This is a genomic window from Pelagimonas phthalicica, from assembly GCF_004364805.1.
GTDB lineage: Bacteria > Pseudomonadota > Alphaproteobacteria > Rhodobacterales > Rhodobacteraceae > Pelagimonas > Pelagimonas phthalicica.
The window spans coordinates 74683-94850 of record NZ_SOAP01000002.1 but is presented as its reverse complement, the minus strand read 5'-3'; the positions used below and the strand labels follow the sequence as shown (position 1 = coordinate 94850).

The following is a 20168-nucleotide window of genomic DNA, read 5'->3' as shown; positions in this document are numbered from 1 at the left end:
CATCTTTGTGGAAAAACCGTTCCATCACCGCATCTCCTTACGGGCATTGCGCACGTTCCAGACCAGGATCGGTGTCACCAGCAACATGATCATCATCGCGCTGGCCGAGCCAACACCCCAATCATTGGCAACGAACAGCTGGGTATACATGTAATTGGCCAGAACCTGCGTGCTCCACTGGCCATTGGTCATGGCAAAGACGATATCAAAGACCTTGAGCACAACCAGCGTGATCGTCGTCCAGACCACCATGATGGTCGACTTGATCTGCGGCACCTTGATCTTAAAGAAAATCTGGATCGGGTTGGCCCCGTCCACAATCGCCGCCTCGATGGTTTCCTCGGGAATACCGCGCAACGCCGCGCTCAGGATCACCATGGAAAAACCGGTCTGAATCCAGATCAGCACCACCATGAGGAAAAAGTTGTTCCAGATCGGCAGGGTCAGCCATTGTTGCGGCGCGCCGCCGCTAAAGGCGACATAGATCGCGTTCAACACACCAATCTGCTCAGTGCCTTCGGGGCGGGCGTCATAGATCAGTTTCCAGATCACCGCCGCGCCAACAAAGGAAATCGCCATGGGCATAAAGATCAGCGATTTGGCGATATTGCCCCATTTGATCCGGTCCGTCAGCTGCGCCACCAACAAGCCGAACATGGTCGACATGGCGGGCACCACAATCAGCCACAGCATATTGTTGCGCATGGCCTCCCAGAATTTGGGTTCGCCAAACATCTGCATGTAATTAGCCAGCCCGACAAAGGCCCCGTCCTGGTCACGATCCGTCAGCGACAGGCGTAACGTCTCGATCACCGGATAGGCCAGATACAGGCCCAAAGCGATCATCGCCGGGAACAGGAACAGCCAGGGGCGGATCAGATTGGCACGGTTGATATTCCGCCCCGCTTGCGGCCCCTTGGCGGGAAACAGGACATTGTCCAGCACCCAGTTGGAGAAGAAATAGTAGGCGACACAGCCCCCTACCCCGATGGCGATTGTCAAAAGACCCAGGAATGCTGGATGCATGATGTCCTCCCTTTTCTAACAGGATTCCCGCAAACCGGTGCGAGAAGAGGCCCCGGGCGTCATGGTCGGCACGCGGGACGGACATGTTCAGATGATGTGGTGATGATGTACCAAAAGACCTCGGCAGGGAACCCGCCGAGGTCAAGATCGTGAGTGGTTATTTCAATGCGTCCCAGCTGGACTGGATTTCGCCAGCCACATCCGAGGCTTCTTTGCCACCGGCATAGTCAACCATGCCAGTCCAGAAAGACCCGGCACCAACGCCACCAGGCATCAGGTCAGAGCCGTCAAAGCGGAAGGTGGTCGCACCCAGCAGGATGTCATTCATCTTTTTCAGGGTCGGATCGCCAAACGCGTCAGAATTCACGCCCTTATGCGGGGTCAGGAAACCTTTGAGCGCCATCCATGTTTCATGCGCTTCTGCGGTTTGCAGGAACTCGATGAACTGATGAGCCTCAGGGCTGTCGCTGGTGATCGCCCAAAGCGTACCTGCGCCCAGAACCGGATTGCCCAGCTCTTTTTCAGAATAGGACGGGAAGTAGAAGAAATCCGCGTCTTCACCCACGACTGTGCCTTCGGGGAAGAAAGCCGGGATAAAGGAAGCCTGACGGTGCATGTAGCACTGAGGAGGAGAAGCGAACATGCCTTTCGGGCTGTCGCGGAAATCGGTGCTGGCCACGGCGCCTGCGCCACCGGCCACATATTCATCTTTGCGGGCAAATGCGCCGAACTCGTCAATCGCCGCCACGATGCGCTCATCGGTGAAGGGGATCTCGTTCTTGACCCAGCCGTCATAGACATCCGGTGTCTGGGTGCGCAGCAGCAGGTCTTCGACCCAGTCGGTCGCTGGCCAGCCGGTCGCCCCGCCAGACCCCAGACCGATGCACCACGGCGTGCCACCATCCGCAACGATCTGATCGGTCAGCGCCTTGAGCTCTTCCATGGAGGTCGGAACGTCATAGCCCGCATCCTCAAAGTTCTCAGGGATGTACCAGACCAGCGATTTCACATCGACCTTGTAGAAGAAGCCATAAAGGCTGTCCGCGCCGTCTTTGCCCGCATAGGTGCCCAGATCGACCCAGGACTGACCCGCGGCATAGTTTTCCTTGATCCAGTCACTGGTGCCATCGGCCAGCGGTGTCAGGAAGCCCTTGGAGGCCATGTCAGCCGCCAGACCAGGCTGTGGGAAGACGGCGATATTGGGGGCAGAACCCGCCTCGGCGTCGATGACGATCTGCTGTTCAAAGCTGTCCGAGCCAACATAGCTGACATCAATGCCAGACTGGGCGCGGAACACATCCAGCACCTTCTGCACATTCTCCTCATCCGCACCCAACCATGGGCCGGAGATGGTCAGCTGTTCGGCAGATGCAGAACCAGCAACAAGCGCAGCCATGGCCGCGCCCAGATAAAACGATTTCCTCATGGACAATCCTCCCGATTGATCACGCCCTGCTTGGGCATGTGTCCGTTTTCGTGGCTTTTGAAGATTGGCCAAAGGTGAATTTGGCAAGTATCTCCAAAGCGCTTTGAATGACTTTAAATGATCTGAGTCGGCCTCTCCTGTCAAGCATCAAACCCAATATTTGCTGAGGTTTACATATGGGTCAGGATTTATTCCCTAGATTTCGCACCTGCAAAAATTCGCGGGGAGACTTGACAAATTCGAAGCGCTTTGGCCCTTAATGGGGCATGAGCCTTAAGAAACTGTCCGAACACCTGAACCTGTCCCAGACCACCGTCAGCCGCGCGCTGAACGGCTATCCTGAGGTGAGCGAAAAGACGCGGGAACGGGTGCAAAAAGCCGCGCAGGAGCTGAATTACAGCCCCAATGCGCGGGCCAAAGGGCTGGCCACGGGCCGCGCCCATGCGATCGGACATGTGATTCCCGTCTCGACTCAGCACGAGATGGTGAACCCGGTTTTTGGCGACTTTATCGCCGGGGCCGGGTCGGCCTATTCCAAAGCGGGATATGAGATGATGATCAGCCTTGTGGATGATCAGCAGCAGGAAAAGCTCTATCGCGATATCTGCGCGCGCCGGAACGTTGACGGAATCATCGTGCATGGCCCGACCATGAATGACCCTCGGATCGGCCTGCTGACCGAGCTGGACATGCCCTTTGTCGTGCATGGGCGCGCGTCAAACGTCGATATCCCCTATAGCTGGCTTGACACCAATAACAGCCGCGCCTTTCGCCGGGCAACGGATTTCCTGCTGGATCTGGGCCATCGCCGTATTGCGCTTTTGAACGGTCTGGAATTCATGGACTACGCTTTTCGCCGTCGCGAATCCTATGCCTCTGCGTTGCAAAAGCGCGGCATCGCGCTGGACCCGGCCCTGATGCAATCCACCGAAATGACCGAAATCAACGGCTTTCTCAGCGCCTCCGAGATGCTGAGCATGGACGAACCGCCGACCGCCTTTCTCACCTCCTCTATGATCACCGCCATCGGTGTGCGCCGCGCCATTCAGGCCGCCGGTTTGGAGATGGGCAAAGATGTGTCCGTCATCACCCATGACGACGATCTGGGTTACCTGAAAAACGGCCATGATGTGCCAATCTTTACCGCCACACGCTCTTCGGTGCGGGCGGCGGGCGTGCGGGCGGCTGAGCTGCTCTTGCGCCTGATCGCCAACCCGACGACCGGCCCCCAACACGAGATCATCGAAGCAGAGCTGATCATCGGAACCTCAACCGGCCCCGCCCCACAGCACCCTTAGACTGAACAGCGGCCAGCCCCAAGACAGAGTTCACCATGCCATTCAAACGTACTGATTTCCCCAAGGATTTCCTCTTTGGGGTCGCAACCTCCAGCTATCAAATCGAGGGGCATGGCTTTGGCCAGGCTGGTCGCACCCATTGGGATGACTTTGCCGCAACCCCCGGCAATGTGGTGCGCGCCGAAAACGGCGCAACCGCCTGCGATCACTATCACCGCTTCGAAGAGGATCTCGATCTGATCGCCGGGGCGGGATTGGATTGCTATCGGTTTTCGACCTCCTGGGCGCGGGTCATGCCCGATGGGCGCACCCCGTCCCAAGAGGGTCTGGATTTCTATGACCGCCTGACCGACGCCATGCTGGAACGCGGGATCAAGCCCGCCGCCACGCTCTATCACTGGGAATTGCCCTCTGACCTTGCCGATCTCGGCGGCTGGCGCAATCGCGACATCGCCAAGTGGTTTGGCGATTACACCGAAACCATCATGGGCCGGATTGGCGACCGGATGTATTCGGTGGCCCCGATCAATGAGCCCTGGTGCGTTTCCTGGCTCAGCCATTTCCACGGGCATCACGCGCCGGGCCTGCGCGACATCCGCGCCACCGCCCGCGCCATTCATCACATCCTTTTGGCCCATGGCACCGCCATCCAGACCATGCGCAGTCTCGGCATGGACAACCTCGGCGGCGTGTTCAACATGGAATGGTCCACCCCGGCCGATGACAGCGCCGAAGCTATTGAAAAAGCCGCCCTCTATGATGAGATCTATAACCATTGCTTCCTGAGCGGCGTCTTCAAAGGCCGCTATCCCGAACGCGTCATGGCAGGCATCGCGCCGCATCTGCCACAGGGCTGGCAGGATGATTTCGACGTGATCACCACCCCGCTCGACTGGGTTGGGGTGAATTACTACACCCGCAAACTGATCGCCCCCGACCCAACCGAACCCTGGCCCTCCCTTAAAGAAGTGACCGGCCCGCTGCCCAAGACATTCATGGATTGGGAAATCTATCCCGAAGGTCTTTACAAGTTCCTCAAACGCACCGCGCAGGACTACACCGGCGATCTGCCGATCTTTGTCACTGAAAACGGCATGGCCGCGCCGGATGTCCTGACCAACGGCACCTGTGACGACCCGGACCGCATCGCCTTTGTCGAGGCGCATCTTGCGCAGGTTCAGCGCGCCATGGCCGAAGGTGTGCCGGTGAACGGCTACTACCTCTGGTCGCTGCTGGACAATTACGAATGGGCGCTTGGCTATGAAAAACGCTTTGGTTTGGTGCATGTAGACTTTGAGACACTTGAGCGCACGCCAAAATCATCGTACCACGCGATAAAACAGGCCCTGGGAGCGCTAACATGACTGGTTCCATCCATGAATGATTTCACAGCTGTTGTTGCGGATATTGGCGGTACCAACACCCGCGTTGCCCTGACCCAAGGGACAAAGATTCGCCGCGACACCATTCGTCGCTTTCGCAATGCCGAGAATACCGGCATTGAACCGATCCTGACGCATTACCTTGCTGAGCTGCAAGAAAGCCCCGAAGCAGTCTGTGTCGATATGGCGGGTCCGGTTCAGGATGGCGTCGGCCAGCTGACCAATCTGGATTGGCGCGTTGAGACTGATCGTCTCGGCGCGACCACCGGGGCCAAAACCGTTGCTGTGCTGAACGATTTGCAGGCCATGGGCCATGCCTTGGCGCATATTGGCGATGACAGCATGCAGCAGCTTCTGCCCGGCCAGCCCAGCGGATCGCGCCGCTCTGACGTGCGTCTTGTGGTCAATGTCGGCACCGGGCTGAACATCGCCCCGGTCTATCACAGCCAGGGCCTGACCATTGTGCCCCCCTCTGAGGCCGGTCACATTTCCCTGCCCCCGCAGACGGGCCAGGAAATGCGCCTGTTGGACTGGCTGGCCGAACGCCACGACACCCCGTCCTTCGAAGAGGTTTTGTCAGGCCGGGGGCTGGAGCGGCTCTACGCCTTTATGTGTCGCGAAGACGGCACCGGCACCCCCCTGCCCGCCGCCGATATCATGGCTGCCTTTGGCGAAGGTCAGGACCGTGCGGTACGCACGCTGCGCCTCTTTGTCCGTTTCACCGGGCGTTATTGCAGCGATGTGGCGCTGATCACCCTGCCCTTTGGCGGCATCTATCTGGTTGGCGGCGTCATGCGCCATGTCGGCCCGCATCTGATGGATCTCGGCTTTGGCGAGGCCTTTGCCGATAAGGGACGTTTCAGCGATTACATGGCGCAATTCCCGGTACAGTTGATGACAGATGACTACGCCCCGCTGGCGGGCTGCGCCGGTCATCTGGCCGAGCAAATGGGGCTGGTGCATTAACGCGCGCCATCGGCCGGAACCCAGACTTGCAAAGCGTTGAAAACCCGGCAATACCGGGCGGTGAGTGATTTCAGCCGCCCGAGGCCATCTATGTCCATTCTCAACGTCAAAACCAATCCCATTGCCAATCAGAAACCCGGCACCTCGGGTCTGCGCAAAAAGACCCGCGTCTTTCAAGAGCCGGGCTTTCTTGAGAACTTTATCCAATCCATCTGGACTGGGATCGGCGGCGCGCAGGGCAAAACTTTTGTCCTTGGCGGTGACGGGCGGTTCTTTAACGCCGAGGCGATCCAGACCGTGCTGCGCATGGCCGCCGCCAGCGGTGCGGCGCGGGTGATTGTAGGGCAGAATGGTTTGCTCTCGACCCCGGCAGCCTCGAACCTGATCCGCAAACGCAAGGCCGATGGCGGCATCATCCTGTCCGCCAGCCACAATCCCGGTGGTCCGGATGGCGATTTCGGGGTGAAATACAACATCGCCAATGGCGGCCCGGCCCCTGAAAGCGTGTCCTCGGCCATTCACGCCGCCACCGAAGAGATTGGCGCATACCGTATTCTCGAAAGCGCCGATGTGGACTTGTCCGAGATCGGCATCGCCCAGATTGGCCGCATGGAGATCGAGATCGTCGACCCGGTGGCGGATTACGCCGCGCTGATGGAAGAGATTTTTGATTTCGACGCAATTTCGGCGCTGTTCCAGTCGGGCTTTCGCATGCGCTTTGACGCCATGCATGCCATTACCGGCCCCTATGCCAAAGCCATTCTGGAAACCCGGCTTGGTGCCGGGGCTGGCACCGTGACCAATGGCACCCCCCTGCCCGATTTCGGCCAGGGTCACCCGGATCCTAACCCGATCTGGGCCAAGGAGCTGGTGGATGTCATGATGGATCCAGATGGGCCGGATTTCGGCGCGGCAAGCGATGGCGATGGGGATCGCAACATGATCATGGGGCGCGGCATCTATGTGACGCCCTCGGACAGCCTTGCCGCCTTGGCCGCCAATGCCACGCTTGTGCCCGCCTATAAGGATGGCCTCAGCGGTGTCGCTCGATCCATGCCGACCTCGCTGGCGCTGGACCGGGTGGCTGAAAAGCTGGGGATCGAATGCCACGAGACCCCGACGGGTTGGAAATTCTTTGGCAACCTGCTGGATGCCGGTCGCGCCACCCTGTGCGGCGAAGAAAGCGCCGGGACCGGATCAAACCATGTGCGCGAGAAAGACGGGCTTTGGGCGGTGCTGTTCTGGCTCAACATCCTGGCCACGCGCAAGATTTCCGTGGCGGAGCTGATGGCCGATCATTGGCAGAGCTATGGGCGCAACTACTATTCCCGCCACGATTATGAGGGCATCGATAGCGGCATCGCTGCTGACCTGATGCAAGGGTTGCGCGCGCAATTGCCCGACCTTGCCGGGCGCAGCGTGGCTGGCTTAACCGTCTCCAACGCTGATGAATTTGCCTATGACGATCCGATTGACGGCTCGCGCACCGAAGGCCAAGGCATCCGCATTCATTTCGACGGCGGCGCGCGGGTGGTGTTTCGCCTCTCAGGCACCGGCACCGTGGGCGCAACCTTGCGGGTCTATCTGGAGTGCTTTGCCACCGAGGCGCTGGACCAGAACCCACAAGACGCCCTCGCCGATATCATCACCGCCGCAGATGAGCTGGCGCAGATCGAGGCACGCACCGGGCGCAAACGCCCGACTGTGATCACCTAGGGCCTGTTAACATGATGAATAACGCACTGGTTTCTGTCCAAAATCCGCTGATACAAGGCGTTTTCGCGCCGACAGGGTGGCCCCCTTTCAAGCGAAAACAACGAAGGAGCAGCGGATTTTGGCGAAATCCCGAAGGGGCGCGGCGGATTTTGCCTCCGACGTCGCTGATTTGCCCTTCCGATCACCCAGATCGCCACGGTCAAATCACCTCATCGGCGGCAAAATCCGACACGCGCCAGCGCGCTTTTCATCATGTTAGCAGGCCCTAACATGATCGTCCGCGCAATTGGCATCATGGTCCTGTCCATGGCCCTCTTGGCCCTGAGCGACGCCTTTATCAAACTGGCAGCGCAATATGCGCCGATGGGTCAGATCATGTTTGCCATCAGCACCGGCGGCACCTTGATGTTTCTGGTCATGGCGCGGATCAAGGGCTTTTCCCTGTTCAACCGCGACGCCCTGCATAAGATGGTGCTGCTGCGCAATCTCTTTGAGATTGTCGGGGCCATTGGCCTGGTGGTCGGCATCTCGAAAATCCCGCTTTCTGTCTTTGCCGCGATCATGCAGGTTGCACCGCTGCTGACCATTCTGGGCGCGGCGCTGTTCCTGGGCGAAGAGGTCGGCTGGCGCCGTTGGGCGGCGATCCTGGTTGGCTTGATCGGCATGTTGATCGTGATCCGCCCCTTTGGCAGTGCCTTTTCCGGCTGGGAGCTTTTTGCCGTTCTCGGCGTGACAGGTCTGGCGGCACGGGATCTGGTGACGCGATTGGCCCCAAGCCACATTCCGGCCCTGTCCATGTCCGCCTGGGGATTTGCAGCGACCATCCCGGTCGGGCTGGTGATCTTTTTCTTTGAAACCAAACCGTTGGATTTCGCCCCAATCACCCTGATGCATCTGGTCGGGGCGGTGGTGTTCACCGCCATTGGCTATCTGGCGGTCACCGCTGCGATGCGCATGGCCCCGGTTTCGATCATTGCGCCCTATCGCTACGCGCGGCTGATTTTCACCTCGGCTCTGGGCATTCTGATCTTTGCCGAACGCCCGGATGGCTACACATTGCTGGGGGCGGCTTTGGTTTTGGGCGCAGGTCTCTACAGCTTTTTGCGCGAACGCAAGCTGGCGCAAGGGTGAGAGCGGATTGGGGCGCTGCCCCGCCCCGAGCAAGCTCGGGACTCCCCGGGATACTTTTGGCCCGAAGAAGACTTGGGGGGCTTGGTGAGGCTCTGCTGTTAGCGCCCAACGTTAGCGCAACCCTGTCGCAACCACAATGTTAGCGATAACAATTCCGTTGCGTTTCACGCCCAGCCTGCTATGAGACAGGCAAATTTCTATGCCTGAGGGACAACCCATGAGCACCATCATTGATATCCACGCCCGCGAGATCCTCGACAGTCGCGGCAACCCAACCGTAGAAGTCGACGTGACGCTGGAAGATGGCACTCTGGGCCGCGCCGCCGTGCCCTCTGGTGCCTCCACCGGTGCCTATGAGGCGGTGGAAAAGCGCGACGGTGACAAGGCGCGCTACAAGGGCAAAGGCGTGCTGGAAGCTGTGGCGGCCGTGAACGGTGAAATCGCCGAAGCCATCCTGGGCTTTGACGCCACCGAACAGGTCGCTATTGACGGCGCGATGAATGAGCTGGACGGCACCGAGAACAAAGGCCGCCTGGGTGCTAACGCAATCCTGGGTGTGTCCATGGCAGTCGCCAAAGCGGCGGCGGATTTCACCGGCCAGCCTTTGTATCGCTATATCGGCGGCACCTCGGCCCGCGTGTTGCCCGTTCCGATGATGAACATCATCAACGGGGGTGAGCACGCCGATAACCCGATCGACATTCAGGAATTCATGATCATGCCTGTCGCCGCGAGCAATATTCGCGAAGCGGTGCGCATGGGCTCGGAAGTCTTCCACACCCTGAAGAAAGAGCTGTCCGATGCGGGTCTGTCCACTGGGATCGGTGATGAGGGCGGCTTTGCCCCCAATATCGCCTCCACCCGTGAGGCCCTGGATTTCATCCTGAAATCCATCGAAAAGGCTGGCTACAAACCCGGTGATGACATTCACCTGGCGCTGGACTGCGCGGCCACCGAATATTTCAAAGACGGCAAATACGTGCTGGCCGGCGAAGGCAAGACCCTGTCCAGCGAAGAAAACGCCGCCTATCTGCAGGCCCTGGTCAATGACTACCCGATCATCTCCATCGAAGACGGCATGGGCGAAGACGACTGGGAGGGCTGGAAGGCCCTGACCGACGCCATTGGCGACAAGGTTCAGCTGGTGGGTGACGATCTCTTTGTGACCAACCCGGCCCGCCTGGCCGAAGGCATCGAGCGCGGCTGCGCCAACTCCATGCTGGTCAAAGTGAACCAGATCGGCACCCTGACCGAGACCCTCAAGGCCGTCGATATGGCTCATCGCGCGCGCTACACCAACGTGATGTCGCACCGTTCGGGCGAGACCGAGGATGCCACCATTGCCGACCTCGCCGTGGCGACCAATTGCGGTCAGATTAAAACCGGCTCGCTGGCGCGTTCCGACCGGCTGGCGAAATACAACCAGCTGATCCGCATCGAAGAGATGCTGGACGAGACCGCCGAATTCGCCGGTCGTTCCATCCTGAAATAAGCCGCTCTTTTGGCTCTCTGGAAAAGGCACCGTTTTCGGTGCCTTTTTCTTTTGCACCGTCCAATTGAAACGTCCAATTCGCGCCTCGTGTTTCGGCAATTTGAAACACTCATTGCGCTAATTGCTTCGGCCCATTTCCCTCATTAGATGCGCCGCGCAATACTGATCAGCGTCCCTTATTTGCCTAGAACAACCGCTTTTGCGACTCTACGCAATAAACAGATATTACCCATATATATTTTGTTGTTGCCTGATCACGAACATATTTTTTGAAACTTCGCGATTGTTAACGAACGCGAACCGGAACCTATCCCTTTGTGGCGTTTGTTTGGCTTGCTCTGAAAAGCCATATAGGTCAGTCTTTGCATGAATACTAAATGAATGACGAACCAATCATGGCAAACGACGCAACCGCGCGTCTGATTAAGATGTACCGCGCGGATTTTGGCAATAGATCAGAGCTGATTTTGCGGCTGTTCGCGCTTTTGGTTGCGGTGCCAATCTTTGTCTTTGTGGCCAAGGACTGGACTTTGGCCATTTGGCTTCTGGCCTATTTCGCACAACAATCTCTGCTGTTTTATATCCTCAACCCCAGGCGGCGAAATTCTCCGACTATGCGGCTGCGCCATGCACGGTTGGCCTATAGTCTGGGTGCTGTGATTTTCCATGCTGGTCTGGTTTATATGGTGACCTCCGCAGATCACATCGTCTTTGTCGCGGGCTGCATTTCCGTGGTTGCCTCCGCGCTTTATGTCCTCAATCGCGAAAACCCGACCAAGGATTTTCTCTGGATCGACACAGCCGGATTTCTGGTGGTTATCCTTGCCATCCTCTATCGGATTTGGCCCGGCATTCCCAACCTGTCCAGCCAAGTGCTCCTGGTGGTGCTGACCAGCTTGGGCCTGTTCCTTTTGGTGCGCGCCCAGCATATGGAGCTTGAGCGGCAACAGGCGCGCCGCCATGCGGAACGCCGCTATGCGCAGGCGCAAAAAGCCCGTGCGCTCAATCAGTTTGTCGGCGGCGTCGCGCATGATTTCAACAATCAGATCACCGCGATCATGGGCAATCTGGAACTGGTCGAACTGTTGGAAGACCGGGAAGAACGGGCCGCCGCCATGCGCCAATGCCGCATTGCCGCCGATCGCGCCGCGCTGACCGTGCAGCAATTGGTTGCCTCCAGTGGGCGCACCCGTCTTTCCCCGGTCGATACCAATTGCAACAGCTTCCTCAAGGATTTGGGCCCGGTTCTGACCGACCTGCTCAATCCCGAAATCACGCTCGAAATCCTCCCCGCCGCCACCCCGCTTTGGGCCAAAGTGGATCGTGACATGTTGGAAACCTGTCTGATCCAGCTCTGCCTGAACGCGCAGGATGCCATGCAGGGCAAAGGCCATATCGAGATTGGGGTGAAAAAGGTCGACACCCTGCCCCACGGGCTGGAAGCCAAGCCGGAAACCGCGCCGCCCTATGTCAGCATCTATGTGCAGGATGCCGGGCCGGGCGTCTCTGACGAAACGCTGAACAAACTGCCGGAACCCTTTTACACCACCAAAGGTGTCGGGGCCGGGACAGGATTGGGATTGTCGGCCGTGTCAGGCTTTGCCAAGCAATCTGGCGGCGCATTGGTGCTGGACAACGCCCTGCCAACCGGCTTGCTGGTCACGCTTTTGCTGCCGCGTGTGGCGGGCGAATAGCGCCCCCATCACCGAGACCATCACAGGATCAGCTATCCTGATCCCCATGCTCCTGATAAACGCCCTGCTCTTTCAACGCGTCCACCACCTCTTTGGGCATGTAATTCTCGTCATGCTTGGCCAGGATCTCCGAGGCCTCAAACACCCCATCCACATAGCGCCCGGTGCCCACCATGCCCTGGTTCTCGGCAAAAAGATCCGGCAACACCCCAGCAAAGACCACCGGCACGGTCGCGCCACCATCGGTGACGTTGAAACGGATCTCCTGCCCGGCCCCACGGATCAACGAGCCCTCTTCAACAAGCCCACCAATGCGAAACACCTCATTAGAGGCGGGCGGCGCTTCGGTCACTTGTGTGGGGGAGCGGAACAGGTTGATCCCGTCGCGCATCGCATAGCCGATCAAAGCGGTCGAAACGATCAAAGCCACCGCCGCCAAGGCAATCACCTGAACACGCCGTTTCTTCTTCAAAGATTTCAAAGCCATTTGCAGATCCGCTCCAGCACCGTTTCATTGCACCCTATATAGGGCGCTCCCTTCTGGATTTGCAGACCCTATTTGTCACACCTTATGCCCCCGCCCCCGGGCAGCACGCCTTGACTTTGCGCAATCCGCCCCAGGTTTCTTTGGGCCAAAAGTATCCCGGGGAGTCCCGAGCTTGCTCGGGGCGGGGCAGCGCCCCAGCCCGCCCGCAACAAACGCAATCAGGGGAAACAGGGGGCCAACATCAACCCGGCGGTTTCCTCTTCGCCCAGCATCAGGTTGGCATTCTGCAAGGCCTGCCCGGAACTGCCCTTGGTCAGATTGTCCAGCGCCGCCACCACAATCACCCGGCCCGGCAGCCGATCCGCGACCACACCGATATGGCAAAAGTTCGAGCCGCGCACATGATGGGTGCTTGGGGTCTCGCCCGCCTCCAGCACCTCGACAAAGGGCTCCTCCGCATAGGCCTTGCGCAGCGACGCCTCAACCTCGGCCAGCTCGCCTTTGACATAGCAGGTCGCCAGAATACCCCGGTTGAACGGGCCAAGATGCGGGGTGAACTGGATCTTCACCTCACGCCCGGCAATGGCGGAAAATTCCTGATCGAACTCGCCCAGATGCCGATGCGTGCCGCCCACCGCATAGGCATTGCTGCCCTCGCTCAGCTCTGCATGCAGCAGGTTCTCTTTCAACGACCGCCCGGCCCCGCTGACCCCACATTGCAGGTCCAGAATGATCTCATCGAGATCAATCACCTGATCCGCAATCAATGGCCGCAAAATGAATTGCCCCGTCGCGGCGTTACAACCGGTGCCCGCCACCAACCGGGCCTTGGCAATCTCGTCCCGGTAAAACTCGGTCAGACCATAGACCGCCTCACCCTGCATCTCGACCGCCGAATGGGGATTGCCATACCACTTTTCATAGGCCTCCGGATCACGCAGCCGGAAATCCGCCGACAGATCGACGATCTTGACGCTCTTGGGCAGTTTCGAAATCACCTCTTGGCTGGTCTTATGCGGCAGCGCGCAGAAACACAGGTCAATCTGGTCAAAATCAATCTGCTCCCAGGTCACCAGATCCGGCAGATCCAGATGGCGCAGATGCGGGAACACTTTGGCCAGCGGCAGCCCGGCCTTGGAATTGGCGGCCAGCGCCTTGATCTTGAACGAGGGATGGGTGGCAATCAGCCGGATAAGTTCCGCGCCGGTATAGCCGGACGCACCGATAATGGCGATATTATGCGACATGCGAAGTCTCTTGCTGTTTGGGGGTGGCCCTGGGTTCTGTCCCAATCCGGCCAAAAAATAGATCACGCCCCGGACCAAAAGCCCGGTGAGTCACGGTCATCGTCGCAAAAACAAAGCGTCAAACGCAGCCATGGTGATCTCCTTTCGCGCAGCTATAACGCCGCTCTTTTGCAAATTCAATGGCTTTGGGGGTTTTCTGGCTGTGGCTGCATTGCTATCCGTTGAACAGCGTTCACACAAAGGTCAGACATGTCCGAAAAAACCAAAGCCCGCAAAGCCGCGCTGCGCGAAAAACTGATCGAGCTGGCCGAAGCCCAGATTGCCGCCGAAGGCCTGTCATCTCTGCGCGCCCGATCATTGGCCAAAGAGGCAGGCTGTGCCGTTGGCGCGATCTATACGCATTTTGATGACCTCAACGCGCTCACATTAGAAGTCAATGGCCGCACCTTCCGCCGCCTTGGGGCCAAGGTGGCCGAGGCCGTGGCCGAGAGCGCCAGCCAGCCGCCCCGCGACCGGCTGATCGCCATGTCCCACGCCTATCTCTACTTCGCCGCCGAACAACCAAGCCTGTGGCGCGCGCTGTTTGACGTGGAAATGTCGACCGAGGGCCCGGTGCCGCAATGGTATATGGATGCTCTGGGCGGTTTGTTCTCTTACATCTCCGAACCTCTGGCCGAGATTTTCCCGGATATGCATGAACAGGATCTCGACCTGATGACCCGTGCCCTGTTCTCATCGGTGCATGGCATTGTATTGCTTGGCCTCGAACAACGCATCTCAGGCGTCCCCCTGCCCCTGTTGAAGAAAATGATCGCGCAGATCCTGTCGCGGATTTCGTGACGCCACGTAAAATGAACGCCGTTCATTTATGGCTTGAACGCCGTTCACGCAATTGCTATTTCAAATTCATGAACGATGTTCACGAAATTGGAGAGCACCATGTTTGCAACTTTGAAGACTTTGATCGCCGGTGAAAGCGCCCGTCAGGAAGAAGCGCTGCGTGACCGCTACAGCATTGAACTGATTGACCAAAAAATCCGCGAGGCCGAGGCGTCGCTGAAATCGGCCAAGTATTCTCTGGCCAGCCTGATCCAGCGCGAACGCTCTGAGACCCGTCAGGTCGAAACTCTTGAGACCAAGCTGCAAGACCTGACCGAGCGCGCCACCGAAGCCCTCGCCGCTGATCGCGAAGAATTGGCCACCGAGGCCGCCCAGGCCATCGCAACCATGGAAAACGAACTCACCCTGCGCCGCGCCACCCTGCAGCGCCTGGAAACCCGCATCCTGCAACTGCGCCAATCGGTCGAAACCGCCCATCGCCGCATCATCGATCTGAAACAGGGGGCCCTCGCCGCCCGCGCCGCCAAGAAAGAGCAGGCTATCCAGAAGCGCCTGAATGCGCATGTGGCCGCCGATAGCAGTTTTGAAGAAGCCGAAGAGCTGATCGCCCGCGTGCTGCAAAAGGATGATCCCTTTGAACAGGGTCAGATCCTGAAAGAGATCAATGACGGTCTGACCCAGACCGATGTGGCGGACAAATTGGCGGCTGAGGGCTTTGGCAAAGCCTCAAAAAGCACCGCCAATGACGTCTTGGCCCGCCTGAAATCCACCAAATAAACCCCTACCCCAAAACACTATTTCCACGAGGAGACACAAAATGAACAACGCATCCAACGAAAACGGCATGATCCTTCTTATCAACATGGCGGGCGTTGCCCTGGCCTATGCCCTGCTGGCGATTTCCCTCTGGCTGTCGGTTGATGTTCCGCTCTCGACCAAAGGCTATTGGGGCATGGGCATCGTGCTCTTGACCATCAGCTTGATCAATGTGGTGAAATACAAATTCGATCAGCGCATCAGTAATGACCGCATCAACCGCATCGAGGAGGCCAAGAACGAAAAGATCCTCGAAGACGCCCTGCGCGAAGATCTCTAAGCGCCCCAAATCCTGCCCAAAAAGACGCCTCTCGGACACGAGGGGCGTTTTTCGCGCCTCCCTGTCAAAACTACCCGTTGAGCCATGCCTGCGCTCAGGTAGAACTTAGCCATGACTGACTCCGTGCCCCCCGTCCCGCTGTTCAAACTGTTCTGGAAACTTGGCGGTTTCATCCCGCTTTTCATGATTGGGATCTGGTCGGTGTCTCTGATCGTGTCGATCTTTGTCATCCTTGAGGAACGCCAGACCAATGGCAAAATGAAACCATCCCAGGCCACCGTTCTGAGCCACCTCGTCTCGGAAACCGAAGAAGCCGGCCTGCGCGACGTCATCAGCCATACCTATAATCTTGAGCTCCGCTTTCAGCTGCAAACCGGCAATGAGGTGCGGATCTATCACCCGGTTGGCGGGTTGGAATTTGACCGTATCAAGGATGGGGATGTCATCCCGGTCTGGTATTCCGAAGACAACCCGCGCCTGATCGAACTGACCGAAGGCGAGCGCGGCAAGGCCGCCAAAGTGCTGATCTGGGTTAATTCCGGCATCTTCCTTTTGGTGGTGCTGTGCTGCCTCCCCGCCCTGTCCAAAACCCGCGCCGCCCTGCGCGCACGGCGCAGGGGTGACTGGCAGTTGGTCACGGTCTGTGACTGGAAAAAATCGCTGACCTCTTCGCCCGTCGACCAGGAATACCGGCTGTGCTGGCAGGGCCCCGACGGCCAAGAGTTCCGCAGCTTCCCCCGCGGCGAAAGCGTGCTGAAACCCTACCGCAAGGGCAAAAAGATCGACGTGGTCTTTGAAGGCAAACGCAGCTGGTGGGTGCAGGATATCGGGCAGGAGTTCTAGCCGCGAGAGTAATCCAGGTAGGCTAAAAGCTAGATTTGCCTACAGAACTTTTCAGCCACAACAGAGGTTCGCGCCCGATCCCGAGGGTGGGCGCGTTTCGGCTGGATGACCGGGTGTATTGCCCACAACGACGCCACGTGTGGAAAGGTTAAAGCAATTCGCGCCCGCCCTGGGGGGCGGGTCGGGCGCGAACCGGATTGCAAGCAATCCGGTGTGAAACCCTTTCGCATCTCCAAACCCCACAGGTTCCGTTAACATTTTAATGAAATTCTCTTCCTCGGGGGCGCAAATCAGGAGGAGAGCATGTACCGCGTCATCTATATCAGCCATTCCAAATCCAGCATGTCGGATGACGAGCTGGACACAATCCTGTCCGAAGCCCGCCGCCGCAACCAGGCTGTGAATATCACCGGCATGCTGCTCTATTGCGGCCGCACCTTTTTCCAAGTCCTCGAAGGACCGCAGCATCAGGTTCAGGCCACCCTAGATCGGGTCTATCGCGACCCGCGCCATTACCGGATGAAGGTCCTGTCCTTTGGCCCCGCCAAGAAACGCCGCTTCAAAGACTGGTCCATGGGATTTCGTCGACTGCACAAGGGAATGGACGCCGATAACAGCTTTTTCGAACTGTCGCGCAACGCGCTCAACTACCGCATTCCCAAGAACGCGGCAGGTGATTTGCTGACACTGATGACCAGCTACGCATCGACCAAATTAAGCTGATGCATCCTGAACCTAGTCACCTGGATCCGAAATCCTTGTCATAGAGTTAGTGTCCCCGGATCGCCGGAGATCCGGTTCGCGCTCATGCCAGAGGCATGCTTACAGCATGACCCCGCCCGTCAAACCAAAGGTTTGCCTTCGACAAAGCGGCGGGCGCGAATTCGTCTCAACGTTTCAACAAGATGCACCGATATCTGATACCACTGCCCGGCTGCCAAGATTAGACGCGCCCACCCTCGGTGCCGGGCGCGAACCTGCGTGGTTGATAATTTTTATGTAGCGGATTTCAGTTCCGGGCGATCTAAGCCGCGCGAAACTTGATCTCGCGGCGCAGAAACTGCGTGGCATTGCCCGACACTTTCTTGGGGTCACCCGTGGTCAGAAACCCGCTTTCCTCACCCTTGCCCATCATGGCCGGATGCCGTTTCAGGTAATCCTTGAGCGAGGCCGCCACCAGATCCGCCTGGGAATAGACCTTGACCTCGGCCCCCAGCGCATCCTGAAAGATGTCTTGCATCAGCGGGTAATGGGTGCAGCCCAGAATGGCCGCCTGCGGGTCGGGCATCTTGCGTTTCAGCGCATCCACATGGCTGCGCACCAGCGCTTCGGCCAGGATCATGTCACCCTCTTCGATGGCATCAACCAAGCCACCACAGGCCTGCGCCTCGACATCGACACCGATGGCGCGAAACGCCAATTCCCGTTGAAAGGCACGGCTGCGCACCGTGGCCGGGGTGGCGAACAGCGCCACATGCTCAACAGCCACTTCGCGCGGCGGAGAATTGTCGCCCCATTGCCGCTCTGTCAGCGCTTCGATCAGCGGTACAAACACGCCCAGCACGCGCTTATCCGACGGGATCCAGCTTTCCTGCATCCGCCGCAGCGCTGCCGCCGAGGCGGTGTTGCAGGCCAGGATCACCAGATCACAGCCCTCCTCCCAAAGCCGCTCAACCGCTGCCGTGGTCAGGTTGTAAACATCATCCGCATCGCGCACCCCGTAAGGCGCGTGGCTGTTATCACCAAAATAGACAAAGGGAACCTCGGGCATCGCCTTGGTCACCGCATCCAGAACGGTCAAGCCCCCAAGGCCGGAATCGAAAACACCTACTGCCATGTCACTACCTCTGTTTTTGCCGTGCGTTCGCGGCTCTTTACCCCGTCATCAGGTGCGGGGCTTGTGCTTATCCTCAAACTCGAACCCGTAGTCATAAGATTTCAACGGCTTCGGGGAAAGATCATACGTGGATTTGCGCAGGAAATCCATCATTGCGCGGGTATCGCGGCTATATGCGTCAATTTCTGCGCGTGGGATCGGCTTTCCGATGCTAATCCGCACCGGCGTGTCCACCCGCTTGCGAAATTCCTTGATCAACAGCCCCATGCGCAAGGTGTAATGCAGATGGCTGGCCAGTTGAAACAGGCGCGAGGTGTGGCCGTCAAAATAGATCGGCACCACGGCGGCGTCGGATTTGGAAATCATCCGCGCGGTAAAACTGCGCCAGACCGGATCCATCGGTGGGCCAAAGGGTTTTTCAGCCGTGGCCACCGTGCCCCCCGGAAAGATCCCGATACAGCCGCCATCCCCCAAATAACGCAGGCTTTCCTTGCGGGTGGCCAGGTTCTGCTGCACCGCCTCGCGGGTCTCATCAAAGCTGATCGGCAGAATGATCTTGTCCAGCTCTTCGGCTTTGCGGAACACCTTGTGTGCCAGAATACGGAAATCGCCGCGCACCACCGACAGGATATGCCCCAGCATCAGCCCATCCAGAATGCCATAGGGGTGGTTGGCGATGACAATCACCGGCCCGGTCTTGGGGATGTTGTCGAGCGAACCGCCCATCACCTCAAGCCCCAGCCCATAGCGTTCCACCATGACCTGCCAGAAATCCTTGCCCGCCGCGACCTCTTGCTCATAGCCCTGAGCGCGTTTGATCAGGCTTAGCCGCCCGGTCGCGTTTTCCATCAACCGGATCATCGCCCGCCCCGGTTTGGACTGGGCGCTATAGGCGTATGAGATATCGCGCGCGGCGTGGCGGTCGTGTTTCATTCCGGGCCTCTTGTCGTCGCGGCTCCTTAAGTCAAAGCCTCCGGGGTTTCCAGAGACCCGAGCCCGCAAGGGTGTGAATCATGCGCCAAAGCCATGAACTTTTTGTGACAGAGCCCCTGCCTCGCATCGGCGGATTTCCCCCATGGGAGAGCTGAAAAGAATGACATCTCCTAAAACGGGTGGAAAACTGCTATCACTCCCACACGTCTTGGCGCAAATTTTCGCGCTATCCAAAGGCGGACACTTTTTCAAATACCTCATTTTTCAGGAGAAATACCATGACAGCCCAACTGAAAACCCTGTTCTTTGCTGCCGCACTCGCAACCGGAGCTTTTGCCAGCTCGGCCCATGCCTTTGGCGAACATTACCTGTGCTACAACATCGACCCGCATGGCGGGTTCAAAGAAATCCCGGTCGAGCTCAAGGACCAATTCGCCGGCTATAAGGGGCTGGTGATCCGCCCCGTCTCGCTGTGCAACCCGGTGGACAAGAATGGCGAAGGTATTCGCGAACCCGAGGTGCATCTGGTCTGTTACGAGATCAAGGCCGAGCCCGTCACCAAGACCAAACCAGCCATTGACGTGATGACCGCCAATCAGTTCCGCGAACAAAGCATGACGGCCGTCCTGCCGCCGCATACGCTCTGCGTGCCTTCGAAAAAGGAACATTTGTAAGACGACACGAGGCGCAGGGGGCCCCAGCGCCTCAACTGCAATCCTGATAAGCCAGAGCTTTCCGAAAAGGCGAAACAGAG

Annotated in this window: 19 protein-coding genes; 13 read left to right on the top strand and 6 right to left on the bottom strand. The window is 58.4% G+C overall.

Annotated features, from left to right (window positions below; genetic code table 11):
- Nucleotides 1-24: 24 nt before the first annotated feature.
- Nucleotides 25-1026, bottom strand: coding sequence for a carbohydrate ABC transporter permease (locus tag CLV87_RS10570; protein ID WP_099245120.1), 1002 nt, complete (start codon nt 1024-1026; stop codon nt 25-27).
- Nucleotides 1027-1183: 157 nt separating this feature from the next.
- The gene (locus CLV87_RS10565) at nt 1184-2452 is read right to left on the bottom strand and encodes an ABC transporter substrate-binding protein (protein WP_099245118.1); all 1269 of its coding nucleotides are present in this window, start codon (nt 2450-2452) and stop codon (nt 1184-1186) included.
- Between the two features lie 266 nt (nt 2453-2718).
- Between CLV87_RS10565 and CLV87_RS10560 the strand changes: the two genes are divergently transcribed.
- The 7 genes from CLV87_RS10560 to CLV87_RS10530 all read left to right on the top strand — a co-directional run bounded on the left by CLV87_RS10560 (nt 2719) and on the right by CLV87_RS10530 (nt 12131).
- The gene (locus CLV87_RS10560) at nt 2719-3750 is read left to right on the top strand and encodes a LacI family DNA-binding transcriptional regulator (RefSeq protein WP_099245116.1); all 1032 of its coding nucleotides are present in this window, start codon (nt 2719-2721) and stop codon (nt 3748-3750) included.
- A 35-nt stretch (nt 3751-3785) separates the two neighbouring features.
- Entirely contained in the window at nt 3786-5114 is a 1329-nt protein-coding gene (locus tag CLV87_RS10555; RefSeq protein ID WP_099245114.1) for a GH1 family beta-glucosidase, read from the top strand.
- Between the two features lie 12 nt (nt 5115-5126).
- The gene (locus CLV87_RS10550; RefSeq protein WP_099245112.1) at nt 5127-6098 is read left to right on the top strand and encodes a glucokinase; all 972 of its coding nucleotides are present in this window, start codon (nt 5127-5129) and stop codon (nt 6096-6098) included.
- Between the two features lie 90 nt (nt 6099-6188).
- Nucleotides 6189-7814, top strand: coding sequence for an alpha-D-glucose phosphate-specific phosphoglucomutase (locus tag CLV87_RS10545; protein ID WP_099245110.1), 1626 nt, complete (start codon nt 6189-6191; stop codon nt 7812-7814).
- A 270-nt stretch (nt 7815-8084) separates the two neighbouring features.
- Entirely contained in the window at nt 8085-8945 is an 861-nt protein-coding gene (locus CLV87_RS10540) for a DMT family transporter (protein ID WP_099245108.1), read from the top strand.
- Between the two features lie 217 nt (nt 8946-9162).
- Nucleotides 9163-10437 carry a phosphopyruvate hydratase gene (eno, locus tag CLV87_RS10535; RefSeq protein ID WP_099245106.1) on the top strand — a complete coding sequence of 425 codons (1275 nt, stop codon included), beginning with the start codon at nt 9163-9165 and terminating at the stop codon, nt 10435-10437.
- Between the two features lie 377 nt (nt 10438-10814).
- Entirely contained in the window at nt 10815-12131 is a 1317-nt protein-coding gene (locus CLV87_RS10530) for a sensor histidine kinase (protein WP_099245104.1), read from the top strand.
- 28 nt (nt 12132-12159) lie between these two features.
- Here CLV87_RS10530 and ccmE read toward each other — a convergent pair whose 3' ends face one another.
- Nucleotides 12160-12618, bottom strand: a complete 459-nt coding sequence (gene ccmE / locus CLV87_RS10525; protein WP_099245102.1) for a cytochrome c maturation protein CcmE — start codon at nt 12616-12618, stop codon at nt 12160-12162.
- Nucleotides 12619-12836: 218 nt separating this feature from the next.
- A complete protein-coding gene (gene argC / locus CLV87_RS10520) occupies nt 12837-13865 on the bottom strand; it encodes an N-acetyl-gamma-glutamyl-phosphate reductase (RefSeq protein WP_099245100.1) in 1029 nt (342 codons plus the stop codon).
- Between the two features lie 249 nt (nt 13866-14114).
- On the opposite strand from argC, the gene CLV87_RS10515 reads away from it, so the two are divergent.
- From CLV87_RS10515 to CLV87_RS10495, 5 genes are all read left to right on the top strand, one after another.
- Nucleotides 14115-14705, top strand: coding sequence for a TetR/AcrR family transcriptional regulator (locus CLV87_RS10515; RefSeq protein ID WP_099245098.1), 591 nt, complete (start codon nt 14115-14117; stop codon nt 14703-14705).
- Nucleotides 14706-14804: 99 nt separating this feature from the next.
- Nucleotides 14805-15482 (top strand): PspA/IM30 family protein, encoded by a 678-nt coding sequence (locus CLV87_RS10510; protein ID WP_099247656.1) that lies wholly within the window; start codon nt 14805-14807, stop codon nt 15480-15482.
- 40 nt (nt 15483-15522) lie between these two features.
- Complete coding sequence (locus CLV87_RS10505) at nt 15523-15801, top strand: hypothetical protein (protein WP_099245096.1); 279 nt, start codon at nt 15523-15525, stop codon at nt 15799-15801.
- 111 nt (nt 15802-15912) lie between these two features.
- Complete coding sequence (locus CLV87_RS10500) at nt 15913-16644, top strand: DUF3592 domain-containing protein (protein ID WP_099245094.1); 732 nt, start codon at nt 15913-15915, stop codon at nt 16642-16644.
- A gap of 303 nt (nt 16645-16947) precedes the next feature.
- Entirely contained in the window at nt 16948-17367 is a 420-nt protein-coding gene (locus CLV87_RS10495) for a BLUF domain-containing protein (protein ID WP_099245092.1), read from the top strand.
- 301 nt (nt 17368-17668) lie between these two features.
- Here CLV87_RS10495 and murI read toward each other — a convergent pair whose 3' ends face one another.
- Entirely contained in the window at nt 17669-18481 is an 813-nt protein-coding gene (gene murI, locus CLV87_RS10490; protein ID WP_099245090.1) for a glutamate racemase, read from the bottom strand.
- Nucleotides 18482-18529: 48 nt separating this feature from the next.
- Nucleotides 18530-19414, bottom strand: coding sequence for a lysophospholipid acyltransferase family protein (locus tag CLV87_RS10485; RefSeq protein ID WP_099245088.1), 885 nt, complete (start codon nt 19412-19414; stop codon nt 18530-18532).
- A 278-nt stretch (nt 19415-19692) separates the two neighbouring features.
- Here CLV87_RS10485 and CLV87_RS10480 point away from each other — a divergent pair, with 278 nt between their 5' ends.
- On the top strand, nt 19693-20088 hold the full coding sequence (locus tag CLV87_RS10480; RefSeq protein ID WP_099245086.1) for a DUF7450 family protein: 396 nt from the start codon (nt 19693-19695) through the stop codon (nt 20086-20088).
- Nucleotides 20089-20168 lie beyond the last annotated feature (80 nt).